Origin of the sequence: Carnobacterium mobile DSM 4848, from assembly GCF_000744825.1 — a bacterium.
Taxonomy (GTDB): domain Bacteria; phylum Bacillota; class Bacilli; order Lactobacillales; family Carnobacteriaceae; genus Carnobacterium_A; species Carnobacterium_A mobile.
Map to the genome: position 1 here is coordinate 697313 of NZ_JQMR01000001.1, position 14511 is coordinate 711823.

Annotated in this window: 14 protein-coding genes, 1 riboswitch and 1 other annotated feature; of the genes, 1 reads left to right on the plus strand and 13 read right to left on the minus strand. The window is 35.8% G+C overall.

Annotation, left to right across the window (positions count from 1 at the left end; all coding sequences use genetic code 11):
- Positions 1 to 40 precede the first annotated feature (40 nt).
- From BR87_RS03140 to BR87_RS03155, 4 genes are all read right to left on the minus strand, one after another.
- Positions 41 to 1996: a V-type ATP synthase subunit I gene (locus BR87_RS03140; RefSeq protein ID WP_035028548.1), complete on the minus strand. Its 1956-nt coding sequence runs from the start codon at positions 1994 to 1996 to the stop codon at positions 41 to 43.
- A complete protein-coding gene (locus tag BR87_RS03145) occupies positions 1983 to 2309 on the minus strand; it encodes a hypothetical protein (RefSeq protein ID WP_035028550.1) in 327 nt (108 codons plus the stop codon). The genes BR87_RS03140 and BR87_RS03145 overlap by 14 nt, the downstream gene beginning before the upstream one ends.
- A gap of 45 nt (positions 2310 to 2354) precedes the next feature.
- Positions 2355 to 2401 (minus strand) — a sequence feature (sodium ion sensor (DUF1646 type); this cis-regulatory element may regulate processes involved in with the transportation of sodium ions).
- A gap of 396 nt (positions 2402 to 2797) precedes the next feature.
- Positions 2798 to 4207, minus strand: a complete 1410-nt coding sequence (locus BR87_RS03150; RefSeq protein ID WP_035028552.1) for an ISLre2 family transposase — start codon at positions 4205 to 4207, stop codon at positions 2798 to 2800.
- Between the two features lie 131 nt (positions 4208 to 4338).
- The gene (locus tag BR87_RS03155) at positions 4339 to 5208 is read right to left on the minus strand and encodes a DegV family protein (RefSeq protein WP_035028554.1); all 870 of its coding nucleotides are present in this window, start codon (positions 5206 to 5208) and stop codon (positions 4339 to 4341) included.
- A gap of 168 nt (positions 5209 to 5376) precedes the next feature.
- Between BR87_RS03155 and BR87_RS03160 the strand changes: the two genes are divergently transcribed.
- A complete protein-coding gene (locus BR87_RS03160; protein WP_035028557.1) occupies positions 5377 to 5694 on the plus strand; it encodes a hypothetical protein in 318 nt (105 codons plus the stop codon).
- Positions 5695 to 5906: 212 nt separating this feature from the next.
- Here the strand turns inward: BR87_RS03160 and BR87_RS03165 are convergent, their stop codons facing one another.
- The 9 genes from BR87_RS03165 to BR87_RS03205 form a co-directional block, all read right to left on the minus strand.
- On the minus strand, positions 5907 to 6560 hold the full coding sequence (locus tag BR87_RS03165; protein ID WP_169741145.1) for an ABC transporter permease: 654 nt from the start codon (positions 6558 to 6560) through the stop codon (positions 5907 to 5909).
- An 18-nt stretch (positions 6561 to 6578) separates the two neighbouring features.
- Positions 6579 to 7520 (minus strand): osmoprotectant ABC transporter substrate-binding protein, encoded by a 942-nt coding sequence (locus BR87_RS03170; RefSeq protein WP_035032750.1) that lies wholly within the window; start codon positions 7518 to 7520, stop codon positions 6579 to 6581.
- Between the two features lie 31 nt (positions 7521 to 7551).
- Positions 7552 to 8175, minus strand: a complete 624-nt coding sequence (locus tag BR87_RS03175) for an ABC transporter permease (protein ID WP_035028560.1) — start codon at positions 8173 to 8175, stop codon at positions 7552 to 7554.
- 12 nt (positions 8176 to 8187) lie between these two features.
- Positions 8188 to 9381 carry a betaine/proline/choline family ABC transporter ATP-binding protein gene (locus tag BR87_RS03180; RefSeq protein ID WP_280511511.1) on the minus strand — a complete coding sequence of 398 codons (1194 nt, stop codon included), beginning with the start codon at positions 9379 to 9381 and terminating at the stop codon, positions 8188 to 8190.
- A 173-nt stretch (positions 9382 to 9554) separates the two neighbouring features.
- Positions 9555 to 11006, minus strand: coding sequence for a cardiolipin synthase (cls, locus tag BR87_RS03185; protein WP_035028570.1), 1452 nt, complete (start codon positions 11004 to 11006; stop codon positions 9555 to 9557).
- 164 nt (positions 11007 to 11170) lie between these two features.
- Complete coding sequence (thiT, locus tag BR87_RS03190) at positions 11171 to 11743, minus strand: energy-coupled thiamine transporter ThiT (RefSeq protein WP_035028572.1); 573 nt, start codon at positions 11741 to 11743, stop codon at positions 11171 to 11173.
- Between the two features lie 71 nt (positions 11744 to 11814).
- Positions 11815 to 11917, minus strand: a riboswitch (TPP riboswitch).
- A gap of 106 nt (positions 11918 to 12023) precedes the next feature.
- The gene (locus BR87_RS03195) at positions 12024 to 13103 is read right to left on the minus strand and encodes a toxin Cry1Ac domain D-VI-related protein (RefSeq protein ID WP_035028574.1); all 1080 of its coding nucleotides are present in this window, start codon (positions 13101 to 13103) and stop codon (positions 12024 to 12026) included.
- Between the two features lie 58 nt (positions 13104 to 13161).
- The gene (locus BR87_RS03200; protein WP_035028576.1) at positions 13162 to 13653 is read right to left on the minus strand and encodes a GNAT family N-acetyltransferase; all 492 of its coding nucleotides are present in this window, start codon (positions 13651 to 13653) and stop codon (positions 13162 to 13164) included.
- An 85-nt stretch (positions 13654 to 13738) separates the two neighbouring features.
- Positions 13739 to 14407, minus strand: coding sequence for an HD domain-containing protein (locus BR87_RS03205; RefSeq protein WP_051929652.1), 669 nt, complete (start codon positions 14405 to 14407; stop codon positions 13739 to 13741).
- Positions 14408 to 14511 lie beyond the last annotated feature (104 nt).

Below are 14511 nucleotides of genomic sequence, written 5' to 3' on the forward strand. Positions count from 1 at the left end.
CTCCATTTAATTAACTATATTTTTTATTCAATTAATTGATTTATTGCCGTTTTTTTAAATAAATGTTTTTCTCAAATGTCTTCAACGGACTCAAAGCATGCCCGCCACCTTCGTAAAACTTCCCAAAGAATTCAACATATTGTAACCGAGCTGTATGCACATAAGCACTTAAGTAGGTCAAGAAAATATTTAAAGCGTGTAATGCAATAAATAGAACTATTCCAACTGTAAATTTAGCCAAAGGCGGCAAGAAATCTACAATCATATTAAACGCCGCAGCAATACTACCACCTGAAACACCTAAAGCCATTAGTCTAGTATAACTGACCAAATCACCGATATATCCAGTAACTCCATATAAGTTATACAGACCCAATGCAGCTCCCAAGCCTTTATTTTTTGAGGCTAACATGGTAACCAAGATAATACCCACGACATTTACACCTATTAAGATATAAGAAATCACTTTGAGGATTGGATTATCAAATACCAACATTCCTAATACCAATAAACCAATTCCTACAAGAATACCTACCCAGGCCATTCCGTCTACATAACTTGAAGCTCTTTCTTGTTTTCGCCATTTGACGCCGCTATTAATAACCAACCCATAAACCAGTTGGATAAAGCCAAAAACTACTGAAAGCACGAGGATCGTGATGACATCGCTCGTAGTCGACAACAGCTGAAATGGTAACTCGTAACCAAAAAAGCTCCCATAAATCAACCCCCAAATGATGACTGAATACGACAACAAGTGGAAAAAACGCAAAAACTTCGCCATACCGCGTTCTAAGTTAAAGAACTTTTGAGCAAGATACGTTCCTATCAAAAGAACTAGCCCGTACCCTAAATCAGCACTCATCATCCCAAAGAAAACTAAATAAAAAGGCATCATAAAGGGAGTCGGATCAATATCGTCGTACTTAGGCAAACTGTACATCTCTGTTACACTTTCAAAAGGTTCAACAAACTTGTTGTTTTTCAGCACGACTGGAACGTGTTTAAATTCTTTCATCTCAATTTCTTCTGAAACCACAGCATACTGTTCAGATCCCATATGCTCGTCTAATAGTTTTTTTAATTCGGGCAACTGTTCTTCTTCCAGCCAACCATTTAATAGAAATAAACTTTTCCCATTTAATAAAAGCGACTTTCCAATTTCTCTTTGCATTAAATTGTAAAAATATTCTTCTCCCAACTCTAACTCTTTTATTTTAGAAGAAAAAGACAGGATTTCTTTTTTTATTTTCTGCTCTTGTTCAGAGAGTTTTTTATTTTCTGATAAATTTCTTTTTAACTCTTCTTTTGGTAATAAACGATAAGGGTAATTAAATTTTGTGAATTGAAACTGATTTAAAATTGATTCAATCTCTTGCTGATTTTCCTTTGCTGTAATTACTAAGTAAGCTGCCTCATCCTTATATTGGAAAATTTCGTCTACATAGTTCGGCACAGCTTCTTTTAAAGCTGTTTTAAATTCTGTTGCATTTCCTGTTGCGATAGTGCCAATAAAACCTGCAATCACTTTAAAATCAGCTAAATCATTTGGATTAAAATCAAGCGGTTCCCATTTGCGTAAAAAACTTTCTTCTTCTATTACACTTTTTCGCTTTTGATCTAATTCAATCAATTGTTTTTCTCTTTCAGAAATATCTTGACAAAGACTTTCTAATTGAGAGACAGAAACGGATGCTTCCAGTTCTTCTAACGTATATTCGGCTCTTCCTTTTTTTAACTTAGCAAACATGCCAGGTTGAGGAATGTGTTGTTTCAAATACGCTAAAGCATACTGAACATCTTTTAAATGCTCTTCATATTCTGTTCTTTCAACTGCTGGAGTTTCCTTAGTATAGTAATCAAGAAGTGCAGATTCTTCTAAAGAGGTCAAATCAATTAATTCAAGTTTTTGCAATTCTTGTACTGCTTTTAAAAGAAGGTCTTTATCTGTTTGTTCTGCCAAAAGCGTTACTTTTTTCATTTTAGCTATTGCCATAGCGACTGATAACCTCCTTCACAATGTCATTTACCGCATCTGTTTGATTCAATTGGATCGAACGATTCATTTCATTCAGTTCATCAGCTATTTCTTGGTCAATCTTTTCTTTAATAACAGTGATTTTTTGATCGTATTCTTTTTGTTGTTCACGTTCATACGCGTTTAATTCAGAAGATAACTGTTTTTTGCGCTCTTCAATAGCTGTTTGTGCCGCAACCGATATATTTTCCAGCTTAGATTGGCTGTCTAATTCTAATTTTTCAGCCCTTTCTTCTGCTTCTTTAACGTACTGAATCGTTTTTATACTCATTATCTCACCTCCCTAAAGTCAAAAATGGACGCAGCTCAATAAGGTTTCTTCTCACCCCTTGAAGAATGCACCTTGAAAGCTATCGCCCAACCATTTTTATTTTATTAAATTTTCAATAGATTCTATCTTTTTCTTTCATTATCCTTTAGTGATAAGTTTAGCACTTTTTTCGTATAATTTCTACTTGATGACAACTTAACTGCACTTAGTATAAAATGAAAGAATAGCCATTCTTTTTACTTCTAAAAAAAGAATGAAAAACTTCTATTGAATTTCTCTTATTGTATCATTATATCGTTTTCATAGTCAAAATACAACTCTGTTTATGGATAGTTTGTGTCAAGTTTTTCTCGAGCGTCCTATTCCTTCACTAGTTTAGGCACTCTATTTTTGTACACCCATCAGCTACCGCACGGCTCCGCCGCTTGCTGGCCCATCTTTTGGAAGAACGTTCCTAAAACCAGGAACCTTCTTCCAAAAGACAGGAATTAACGAAAACTTTTAATTAATTGTCCTATTGCCGATGAACGAGAGGCATACAATGGAATGATCCCATTCTTTGCCCCGACTGACTGCCGCGTTTTCTCATGCAATAACGACGATAAACGAACCGTTTGGTTCAGCTTGCGTTGTTGTCTCGCACTTCTATTTTGTTGGTGAAGGTAGGCTTCACGCAAGGTGTGATTGAACATCCCTTGTTTCACCTTTACCATAGCTTCGCAACCTTCTGTGCTCCAATGCATCCCGCGCTTTTTCATGCGAAAAGAGATGTGTCGTTGATTCGATTCCATTGCGCCTAACCCTCTGGCGCCTTTCGGAGCCTGTTCTACTTTTTCGCGCCAATCGAAAATCCGATCCCAATTCCGTAAAACATAGGTTCTAAATGTATTCAGTTTTTCCACTGCTGCTGTTTCGTCTAACGTACTTTCATACGTATCCAGCCAAATAGTTAAATGATCTAAATCATGCGTCTTTAATGCTTGCTTGACCTGCTGTTTAAAAACGTTAGTTTTCACGCCAAATGCACGATTCAAGCCTTGGAAGACATGATAAGAGTCTAGCTGATTGAGAACGGGATAATTCGATTGAGAAAAAGCTTCTTGGAATCTATCTGCAGTATAGCCTTGTCCACCGTCACTATTGGTAATGACTTGGGCTTGTTGTAAGGCATAATGATTCGCTGTAAAGGCTTGAACCTCTGCCCAAAAACCAGCGGTTTTTTTAGTCGTCATAATGGCTTTAGGTTCCTTTAAGGAAACGCGTTTTCCGTTTTTATTCCAGCCTTCGTAAAGAATGGCATGACGAACTTCTAAGCTTTTTTTCTTTTCTGTTCCACGAACAAAAACGCCATCCGCTTCGGCATAGAAATAGTCCACTTTTTTCCCTTCTGGCAATTCAGCTGCTTCTTCTAGCTCCAATACGCTTTCTTCATCTTCACGTGCTTGTGCGGATCCAACGCGTTTAAGAAGACTGCCAACTGTTTGGTGGCTGATTGTGACAGCCGTCCATTCATTTAGCATAGTTGCAGTATCTCGATAAGTAGATTTACTCGCCAACTCAGCCACTTTTACTTCTACTAATGGACTATGACGCTGATATTTTCGAATGCCTAACCACTCATCTAGTGGATAATGATTCTGATCCGTGTGATCTACCATTAAGGTACGATAGTACCGAATGGGACCGAAACTAAATTGGACCATTTTCCAATCTTCTCGTTTCACTTTCCAACCTTCAAGTTGTTTCTCCTCTTTGATCACCTGATTGATATGAGTGAAGACATCTCCCACTAATTCAGAAAATACTTCATACATATAAACCTGAATAGCTTCTTCTGTCTCTATTAAATGGTTTGAATCCTTTATTATTTGGTAAACCTTTGATATAATCTTATTCATAAGAAGGCCTCTTTCAATTATGTATTTGCCGGTCAAGCATACATTTATGATAGAACGCCTTCTTTCTTTTTGCCAGTAAAAAATAATAATATCTCGAGAACTATTTTACACATACTATGGATAAGTTCTGCTTATTTTCTCTCGTCTCCGAATGAAAAAACTGCAAGCGAGCCAAAACCAGTATGCGCAGCAATCGTTGGACCATAAGGATAAATTTTGATATCTTTAACAGCAGCTTTTTCTTGAATCGCTTCTTTCACCCAAATCGCATCTTCCGGCACACCAGCATGTCCGATAAAAAGTGTTTGATCTTGTGGATCAATCATCCCATCTACTGTCTTTTGTACTAAAAACTGCAAAGATTTTTTGCGTCCCCGAGCTTTTGCAAAAGGAACTAACTTTCCAGAACGGTTCATAACGATAATGGGTTTTACATTTAACAATGTTCCTAGTGTCGCAGAAACTGCAGAAATTCTTCCACCACGTTCTAAATGTTTGATATCTTCGACAGTTACCCAAGAATGCAGTTTAGTTTTATTTTTCTCTACCCATTGAGCTACTTCTTCTAAAGATGACCCTGCTATTTTTCGTTGTACTGCTTCATAAATAAGTAGTCCATCTCCTAAACAAACAGCTAAAGTATCAATAATTGTGATATCAACAGTCTCATATTCTTCTCTTAACATTTCCACAGCTGCTAATGCATTATTATAGGAACCACTTAATCCTGATGAAAAAGCCAAATAAAGTACGGGTATGTTTTCTTCAATATAGTATTTGAACACTTCTAAATAAGTTCCTATATTGATTTGAGAAGTTGTTGCTATTTCTCCGTTTTTTATTTTTTGAAAAAAGGCTTCTCGATCAAAAGTTTTCCCTAAGTCATCGATGTATTCTTTTCCCTCCATATTAACGATCATATTCATAATATGAATGTTATGTTCTTCAACAAACTCTATCGGTAGATCACAACACGAATCAGCCATTATTTTATAACTCATACCAAAACTCCTTAGTAAACAAACTTTTCTTTTTTATTCTTCAATTCTTATTATAGACAGAAAATCCTTGAAAAGAAAACTTTATTATTAATATTTTGAAAAAGACTTGCACTTCTGAACGTTTGTTCGTATAATAAAAATATCAAACAAACGTTCGGAGGAATAAACATGGAAAAAAACTTTGCTGAAAAACAACCTAATTTTTTTAGTAGAAAAGTTGTTTTATCTAAAGACATGGATTCACTGCAAGTACTTCCTCAAATGCCAAAGCACCAAGTTCTATATTTTTTAACTCAAGCCTATGAACGCCGTAAACCTATTATTCTTCAAACCAACAAAACAAAGCATGTTTTAACTGTAAAAGAACAAAAAGGCTTATTAAGATATGCACCAAACCAAAAAAAATTACTTATTTTAGAAAACTCAGACCAACAAATGACCTATATGCTTTCATTTGATGATATTCGACATGTACGTTTAGCTTAAGACAATAAGCAAGAAAGAGGATGAGACAAAAGTCTCATCCTCTTTTGCATATCCAACTATTTATTCGAGAACGTATTCCAAAAAGCAGTTCTGACACCCTTTTATCTTGCATTTATTCGTCGCAGTTGCCTTAAATCTTGCAGTTTTAGTTGCTTAGAGATACGGCATGCAAGATAGAAGTTGCGGATCTAAACGCTTTTTCTACACTCCCTTTAAGTTCGGATTTTGTTGGTTGGGTCCATTTTCTTTTCAATAAACCCTAAAACCAAATCACTAATAATAGCCATCAATGCCGTCGGAATCGCTCCAGATAAGATAATGGCTCCTCCATCTGTGGCATTGACCCCACGTGTAATAATATCTCCCAAGCCGCCAGCTCCAATAAATGTGCCGATTGCAGTGATTCCAATTCCTACAACCAATGCATTACGGATACCTGCCATAATGACAGATAAGGATAAAGGCAACTCCACCATATAAGTTAGTTGTAATCTCGTCATTCCCATACCCTTGCCTGAGTCCAAGATGTTGCGATCAACACTCCGTACTCCAGTGTAAGTATTTTTAATGATTGGCAGTAAGGAATAAAGAAAAACAGTAGTAATAACTGTATTTGTACCTAAACCAAGACCTAGCATCAAAATAGAGAGCATAGCCAAAGAAGGAATAGTTTGAATCACATTAGCAATTCCAATAACCCAATCCGCTAATTTTCCGCGACGAGAAATCAAAAATCCAATCGGTATACCAACGACCGCTGCAAAAAGAACGCCATAGATAGAGATTAAAAAGTGGCGCAAAAACTGCTCCCAAATATAAAAGCCGTTTTCATTAAAATAAAACCATAACTGTTCCCAAAGTCCCATTTTTGAAATATCCACTATTTATTCATCTCCTTTCGTATTTACTTCTTTATCTTCGAAGTAATTGTTTGCACTCAAGAAATTTTGTGCAACAGTTTTTGGTTCTAAAAGATCGTTATCAGCTTGATAATTCAACTCTTGCATTTTTTCTGTTGAAATTGTACCCTTTAATCTTAATAAAACCTCATTCAATTCTGGATAATCTTTTAATACTTGATGTGTGGCAACAGGGCTGGCGTCATAAGCTGGGAATAAATGTTTATCATCTTCTAGAACAACCAAATCATAACTTTTTATTCGTCCATCCGTTGAGTAACCTAAGACTACATCCATTTTGTCAGCGGATAAAGCATCATACACTAGACCAATTTGCATCGGGTAGACACGATTAAAATCAAAACCATATGTGCTCACAAAAGCTTGATAACCATCCCCTTTTCGCTCCATCCAAGAATTATCAGCACCTAAATTCAAATCTGAAATAATATCTTTTAAATCACTGATTGTTTTAAGGTTATATTTTTCAGCAGTTTCTTTCGTTACCATAAAGGCATAGGTATTAGAAAAACCATAAGAAGGAAACCATTTTTGGTCAAATTTTTGATCAAATCCCTTTACAACAGCTTGATAAGCTTTATCAGAATCTGTTATCGGTTCTAAACCCAGTTCACCCGTTAGAGAGGTTCCTGTATACCGAGAACCGGATACATTTGCATCTCCGCCTATCAAAGCTTGATGATTTAAAGTAGATGAACCTAAATTATTAATAAGTTGAGCATCTATATCCAGATAATGTTCAACCATACCTTCAACAATAAAGCCTAAAATTTGTTGTTCCGAAGTTGTGCCTCCGGTAATAGTGATCCCTTTTTTATCAAACCCTCCGCCTAAGCCTGGAAGTGAGCAACTGCTTAACACTACTGTTGCCAAAAGAAGGAGCACAATTTTATTAATTTTTTTGATTGTGTTCATTATTTTGAAACCTCCTATATTTTTATGCACTGGCGGGCGTTAATTTTTTCTCTAATTTCCCTAACAAAAAATCTGCTAATAAGGCTAACAAGGTGACGGGAATAGTCCCACCAATGATTAGCTCAGGAATAAATAAGTTTAGTCCGTTAAAAATAAAATCTCCTAATCCCCCTGCTCCGATATAAGAAGCTAAAGTGGCCCAAGCAATAACATATACGCCTGAAAGACGTATGCCTGACATGATCACAGGAGCAGCTTGTGGCAATTCAACTAAACGAATCAACTCCATATCTGTCATTCCCATTCCTTTCCCAGCATCTTTCAATCCTGGGTCTACTCCTTGTATGCCAATATATGTATTTCTTAAAATAGGCAATAAGGAATAGATAAACAACGCAATAATGGCAGGTAACTTTCCAATTCCCAAAATAGGAATCATCAAAGCTAGCAAAGCTAACGAAGGGACAGTTTGCAGAATTGTCGCTAATCCCATAACAACAGAAGATACTCTTTTAAAACGTGTTAACACAATTCCTAAAGGAACAGCCACAATCACTCCAAGCATTAAGGCGACAGCAGAAATGTAAAGATGTTCCCAAGTTTTTAGCAACAGATCAGAACCATTGCTTGCAAAAAAATCAGCCATGTTTCTTCCCTCCTACTCTTTACTTTCTTTTGATACAGTGGTTTCTAATGGGTTCTCATTTGGTGTCTCTGATTCATCCCCATCGCCCCAAATAGTGTCATATACGATATCTACTAAAGAAGCACGCGTAACAATACCTATTAATCGATTATGATCATCAACAACTGGTACATTTTTAAATCCGCGTTTCAAGATCCGTTGAACAGTATCTCTTAACAAAGTACCTTTTCGTACAAAGTAAACTTTAGTAGACATGATATCGCCGACACTCGTAGCGCGTTTACGGTTTAAATCTATGCTTTCAATATCGACAAACCCTTTGAGGATTCCAGCATCATCCGTTACTAATAAAGTATCAACTCGTCTGTCGCGCATGATTTTAATCGCATCAGTAATTGATTTTCCTGGAGTAACAGAAGCAGGATTTTTCAACATTACCTGTTCAACGGTTTGAATAGTTGGACGTGCTTGAATCAAGCGATCTTCTCCAATAAAATCTTCAACAAATTGATTTGCCGGTGCTGATAAAATATTATCAGGAGTGTCAAATTGAACGACCTTTCCTTCTTGCATAATAACAATACGATCTGCAAGTTTTAGTGCCTCATCCATATCATGAGTAACAAAAACGATCGTTTTTCCCAATTCTTTTTGAAGTTCTTTGAGCAATTCTTGTAAGGAATCTCTTGTAATAGGATCTAATGCTCCAAAAGGCTCATCCATTAAAATAATATCTTGGTCAGCAGCTAATGCTCGAATGACGCCAATTCTTTGTTGCTGTCCACCGGAAAGTTCGGATGGATAACGATCCAAGTATTCCAAAGGCAAATCTACTTTTTTGATTAAATCCTCTGCAATCTCTCTTTGCTTATCTTCTGGCCATTTCATTAGCTTAGGAACCAGTACAATATTATTAAAAATCGTCATATGAGGCATTAATCCGATTTGCTGGATGACATAACCGATTTTACGACGCAATTTAACCGGGTCTTTTTTCATAATGTCTTCTCCGTTAATCAAAATTTCTCCAGAAGTAGGTTCAATCATTCGATTGATCATTCTCATAGAAGTTGTTTTTCCACTTCCACTTGTACCGATAAATACAATAAATTCACCTTTATCAAAGGACAAATTAATATTTTCAACTGCTACTTTTCCGCCTTTATAAACTTTTGAAACATTTTTAAATTCAATCACAGTTTCCACCCTCTTATCTAATTTTCATTTCGTTACGAAAAAAATCGCATTATTCTTTCTAATTATCTCTTAAATAGCTCATATTATCAACCTTCTATACTTTTGATTAGAAAACAATTAAAAAAAAGACTTGAAAAAGAAGATTTTTTTCGCTTCTTTTTTAAGTCTTTTTTTTACTGATCTTATAGAATAGGAGAAAATAACCGAGAGAATGTTTGTTTAAACTTCAACCAATAGGATTGGTTGTCTAATAGTTCTTGAGTTAATAGGTAACTTTTCTCAATGTCCTTATAAAAAAGTTTTTGCTGTTGTTTCGCTACTTCCGGGTCGTAAATAAAAGCATTCACTTCAAAATTCAACTTAAAACTGCGAAAATCGAAATTAGCTGTTCCGATTGAACAAATTTTTCCGTCTATCACTATTGTTTTGGCATGTAAAAATCCATTGTCATAAATGTATACTTCTGCTCCAGCCGCCACCATTTCTGCTGCATAATAAACCGTAGCACGGTAAATAAACGGATGATCGGGCTTGTTTGGAATCATGATCTTAACGTCGATCCCAGACATTACAGCAATTTCAATTGTTTCCAACACAGAATCGTCTGGAACAAAGTAAGGCGATTGAATAAAAACTGATTCTTTTGCCATACTGATCATTTTAATATAGCCTTTTTTTATTTGCTGCGTTTCATTGTCTGGTCCGCTTGATACGATTTGCATATTTGTTTTTCCTTGTTTCTTTATCAGCGGAAAATAATTTTCTTGGTATTCTAACTTATGATGAGAAACAGTCGCATTCCAATCCATTAAAAAACGACTTTGCAAGGGCAAGACAGCATTCCCTTCAATTTTCATATGAGTATCACGCCAATAACCAAATTTTTTGTACTCTCCTAAGTATTCATCGCCTACATTAAATCCTCCAGTATAGCCGATTTCCCCGTCAATAATCACAATTTTACGGTGATTACGGTAATTAAATCTTAAATTAATGAAACTAAAATGCGAACCAAAAAAAGACTCAGCGTGTCCTCCAAGAGAGCGTAACTTCTTAAAGAAATTCGGTTTTAAAGAACGGGATCCTAAAGCATCATAAATAACGAGTACCTCTACACCTGCTGCTGCTCGTTCTTCAAGTGCCGCTAAAACACGATTGCCAATTTTATCGTTTTTAAAAATATAGTAAATTAAATGAATATGGTGCTGGGCAGCATACAAATCTTTGAGTAGTGCATCAAATTTATCGGCACCATCAGTAAATAATTGAACCTTATTTCCTTTCGTTAGAATCGATTCATCACTTTCTAGAAATAGGCTAGCCATCTCCTTAGCGTTTTCTGTTGCTTGCTTAGTAGACAATAAATTCTCATCATCTGCCAGCATTTCCTTTTGTGCTTGAACCAGTTCAGGCATTCCGATACTTTCTTGTGCCTTGATATCAAAAATCTTTTTACGTGATAATTTGTTTCCAATAAACAAGTAAAAAATAAAGCCTACGATAGGCAATAACACCAAAACGAGCAGCCAAGCCCAAGTGGCCGCGATATCCCTTTTTTCTCGGAACACTGTAATGATGGCAAAAATGGTGTTTAAAAGAACGATGGCAATTAAGCTTATTAAAAAAATTTGCATAAAGTAATCCTTTCAAATTAAATTCTCTTCTTATCTTACTATGTTATTTTTTTTTTTACTAGCATTATTCAATTAATAGGAGACTATTTCTGCCTAAACAAAAACCACTTACCTTTAAGAAAAGTAAAGTGGTTAATATGTTCTCTTTTTTTAACACCTATTTCTCACTGTTTTGTGTCTTTTGGTATAAATAATAAAGGTGCCGTTTTACTGAGAAGCAGCAACGCAATAGTGGTAACTAGTATGGTGGCTAAGGCACTTCCTCCATTGGCAATAAAAGAATACCATAGTGGGTTCATGCCTTCTGGTGCATAACTGCCCCAGAAATAATATCCAGCTACAAAATGCCAGAAAAAGCGAGCAAGCGTGCCCGTTATTGTTCCCAAAATAATGTATCCTATTAATTGAATTGACGCTTTTTTCTGTATGGCTTGTTGAATAGGCTGCGCAAACAATCCGGCAAACCCTGTAAACATAAACGCCACAAAATATTCAATAAATCCCTGTACTAAATTCAAAATAGAAACATTACCAACTAAATAATGTAATATTCCCCACAAAAATCCAGCAGCTATTCCGGCTGCAGTCCCTCTTCTGAAAGCATAAAGAATCATCGGTATCATTCCTAACGATACTGTGAAACCCGTTCCGATATTTGTTGGCAGCATTGATAGCACGATGGCTAAGGCTGCTACGATCGTTCCTTCTATTCCTACACGTAATCGTGTATTTTCCATAAAAAAATCCTCCTTTGATGTGTCGAACAGTGCCACACAACAAAGGAGGAGCTCAGATGATTTTTTACGATCAAGTGCCCCGTCACAATTCCTACGCTCGTACTAACGAACAGGTTCGAAGGGTCAGAATCAATGATTCAATCTCAGCATTTTACAGCACCCCTTTGTGATGGTTGTTCTATTCTTTTTAACTCTTACCTTCATTCACTATAGTTAATCTTTCACTTAGTGTCAAGCCTCTTTCTGTAACTCGTTTTTATTTTCCCTACCAAAATAGCTGCTATTGATTTTCTTTTGAAGCAGAATCTGCTTCTTCATTTTTAGCTTCATCCGAATTAGGCGCGTCTGAATCTGTTGGTTTTTCTGAATCGGGTACATTGTCAGAACTTTCAGTATCGGGTTCTTCTTCTGGAACTTCTTCTGAGTCTTCAGGTGCTCCACTTTCCGAACTTGTTTTTTCATCCTCAGTAGTTGTTGAGTTTCCTGAATTTTTATAATCACTTGGCGGATTATAGCTGGGTTTCCAAGTCCCTTGGTTGCTAGTACTATTGTTTTCATAAGTCGTTGAGGAAGATCCTGCTGCAGCTTCTTCTTGCTGTTCATTTTCAGCTTGAATCGCTTCCTCTTCTTCTAGTGCACGTAACCGCTCTTCTTCAGCTATTCTTTCTTCTTCTAACAACTTTTCTTGTTCTTCATTTAGAACCAACTGTTTTTCAACCAGCAACAATAAATCTTGTATTTCTTTTTGTGCCTTTTTGTTTTTTATTTTAGTGACTTTGCTTTCTGCTTCTTCATATTGTTCTCGAGTAACTGTTTCTTTAACCGTACCGTCTTTTAAATTTTCAAAAAGACCCGTTACGGTTTTTCGCGTTTCTTCTAGTTGTTTATATTGTTTTGCTGCTTCATCTAGTTCTATTTTTAATTCTTTGTATAAAGGCAAAGACACTGATTCAATTTTTTTTACTTCTTTTTCAGCTTCCTCAAGTTGCTCCTTAGTTACATCATCTGCTAAAATCTTGTTTTTTATTACATTTTCAATCTGGGTTTGCGCTTGATAAAACGTTTGTGCTCGCTTGACGTCTTTTAAAAGATCTTCTTTCACTGCTTCATTTGATAAGTTTGTTACTTCTGTTGCTGCTTCTGAAATTTGCTCTTCTGTAATGCCGGCTGCCAGCTTTTCTTTTTTATCGTTTTCAAACAAAGCACTGACTAATTGTTCGATTTCTTTTGTTTGGTCCATTTTTTGTTCTGTTTTCTTCATTTTTTCTGCTTGGACAGAACGGTGGTAGTGAGCGCCGCCCCAAATGGTAATAACGGTCAGTACAGCAAGGGTAGCAAGAACTATATATTTTTTATTCATTGAATAAATCCTCTTTTCTTGTTTTTCTTAATAGCTATTTTAATGTTCCAAAACCTTTTTAAGTAGTACTGTTAAGCTTTTTTGCATAGATAAATTTGTATGTATCCTTTTCCTTTATCCGTTTTTTTGTATCCTTAAATCCTGTTTTCAAGTACAACATTTGCCCGCTTAAATTATCATAATCAACTGTTAAAACTACTTCATTGATGTCTTTAAATTTTTCTTGAATAAAAGCAGGCAATAACTCCATCGATAACTTTCCATAGCCTTTCTTTTGAAAACGTTGATCAATTGAATGATTTTGCAAAAACAGTGTTTCTTCGCTAAGGGGATAATTTTTAATCAACTTGCCTCTTTGTAAAATAAAAAATCCTACTAAGTTTTCCTCTTTTACTATTAAAATAGGATACTTTTGAGTTTCATGGAGACTTTCTGTCATCGCATCTATCGGCATAGCTGTGTACTGATCATCTTCTAAAAAGTAGCTTTCTAAAAGCGGAATATCTTCTATCGTTGCTTCTTTCAATTCAATTTCATGAATCGCTGCCATATGATTGCCACCGCCTAGTATCTTTTTAGTGTGTCTAGTTTTTCAGATGCGGGAAGCCGCTGCACCCTTCTTTCCCTAAATCAATTCAACAGTTGCCTTCCCATTCTTCATAAAATTCCTTTAAATAATTCTCCATATAGTCATGGCGTTTAGAAGCTATTTTTCTTCCAGTAGAAGTATTCATCAAATCTTTTAATTTGAATAGTTTTTCATAAAAATGCATAACTGCTGTACCTTCGTCAGAGCGATATTGTTCAAGAGTCAAATTCTCGCGTGAATATGAAGCATCCGGATCATGTATCAAACGTCCACGTGCACCTGTATATGCCATTGTTCTAGCAATCCCAATGGCTCCCAACGCATCCAAACGATCAGCATCTTGAACGATTTTACCTTCTATTGAAGCCAGTTTCGTTTTATTTGTTCCTCCTTTATAAGAGATATTCAAAATAATTTCCAAAATAGCTTCTTTTTCTTTTTTTTCTAACTTAATAGTATGTAACCAATCAAATAATTTTTTCTCGCCAGACTCACTATTTCGATTTATTTTCTCATCGGCAACATCATGTAACAGAGCAGCCATTTCATAAATAAATGGATTTGCAGCTTCTTTTTCTTGGGCTGCGATGGTTTCGGCTAAGTTTCGGACACGTTGAATGTGCCACCAGTCATGCCCGCTAGCGTCTTCTTTCAATAAATGATAAACAAAGTGCTCAGTTTGTTTTATTGCTTCCTTTTGGCGGTTAGACAACATCTAGCAGCCTCCTCGTTACTTTTATATTGCTTAGTTTAGTTTATCAATCAGTTTCTAAAATCACAAGTTTTATCTGTCATTAACGTGACTTTATTTATTCTTTT

Bases quoted from the DNA above. Each gene is read 5' to 3' on its own strand.
- BR87_RS03155 (WP_035028554.1), bottom strand. From the start codon at position 5,208: ATGAGTTATAAAATAATGGCTGATTCGTGTTGTGATCTACCGATAGAG.
- BR87_RS03175 (WP_035028560.1), bottom strand. From the start codon at position 8,175: ATGGCTGATTTTTTTGCAAGCAATGGTTCTGATCTGTTGCTAAAAACT.
- BR87_RS03195 (WP_035028574.1), bottom strand. From the start codon at position 13,103: ATGAATAAAAAATATATAGTTCTTGCTACCCTTGCTGTACTGACCGTT.
- BR87_RS03200 (WP_035028576.1), bottom strand. From the start codon at position 13,653: ATGGCAGCGATTCATGAAATTGAATTGAAAGAAGCAACGATAGAAGAT.
- cls (WP_035028570.1), bottom strand. From the start codon at position 11,006: ATGCAAATTTTTTTAATAAGCTTAATTGCCATCGTTCTTTTAAACACC.
- BR87_RS03150 (WP_035028552.1), bottom strand. From the start codon at position 4,207: ATGAATAAGATTATATCAAAGGTTTACCAAATAATAAAGGATTCAAAC.
- BR87_RS03205 (WP_051929652.1), bottom strand. From the start codon at position 14,407: ATGTTGTCTAACCGCCAAAAGGAAGCAATAAAACAAACTGAGCACTTT.
- thiT (WP_035028572.1), bottom strand. From the start codon at position 11,743: ATGGAAAATACACGATTACGTGTAGGAATAGAAGGAACGATCGTAGCA.
- BR87_RS03140 (WP_035028548.1), bottom strand. From the start codon at position 1,996: ATGGCAATAGCTAAAATGAAAAAAGTAACGCTTTTGGCAGAACAAACA.
- BR87_RS03145 (WP_035028550.1), bottom strand. From the start codon at position 2,309: ATGAGTATAAAAACGATTCAGTACGTTAAAGAAGCAGAAGAAAGGGCT.
- BR87_RS03160 (WP_035028557.1), top strand. From the start codon at position 5,377: ATGGAAAAAAACTTTGCTGAAAAACAACCTAATTTTTTTAGTAGAAAA.
- BR87_RS03165 (WP_169741145.1), bottom strand. From the start codon at position 6,560: ATGGGACTTTGGGAACAGTTATGGTTTTATTTTAATGAAAACGGCTTT.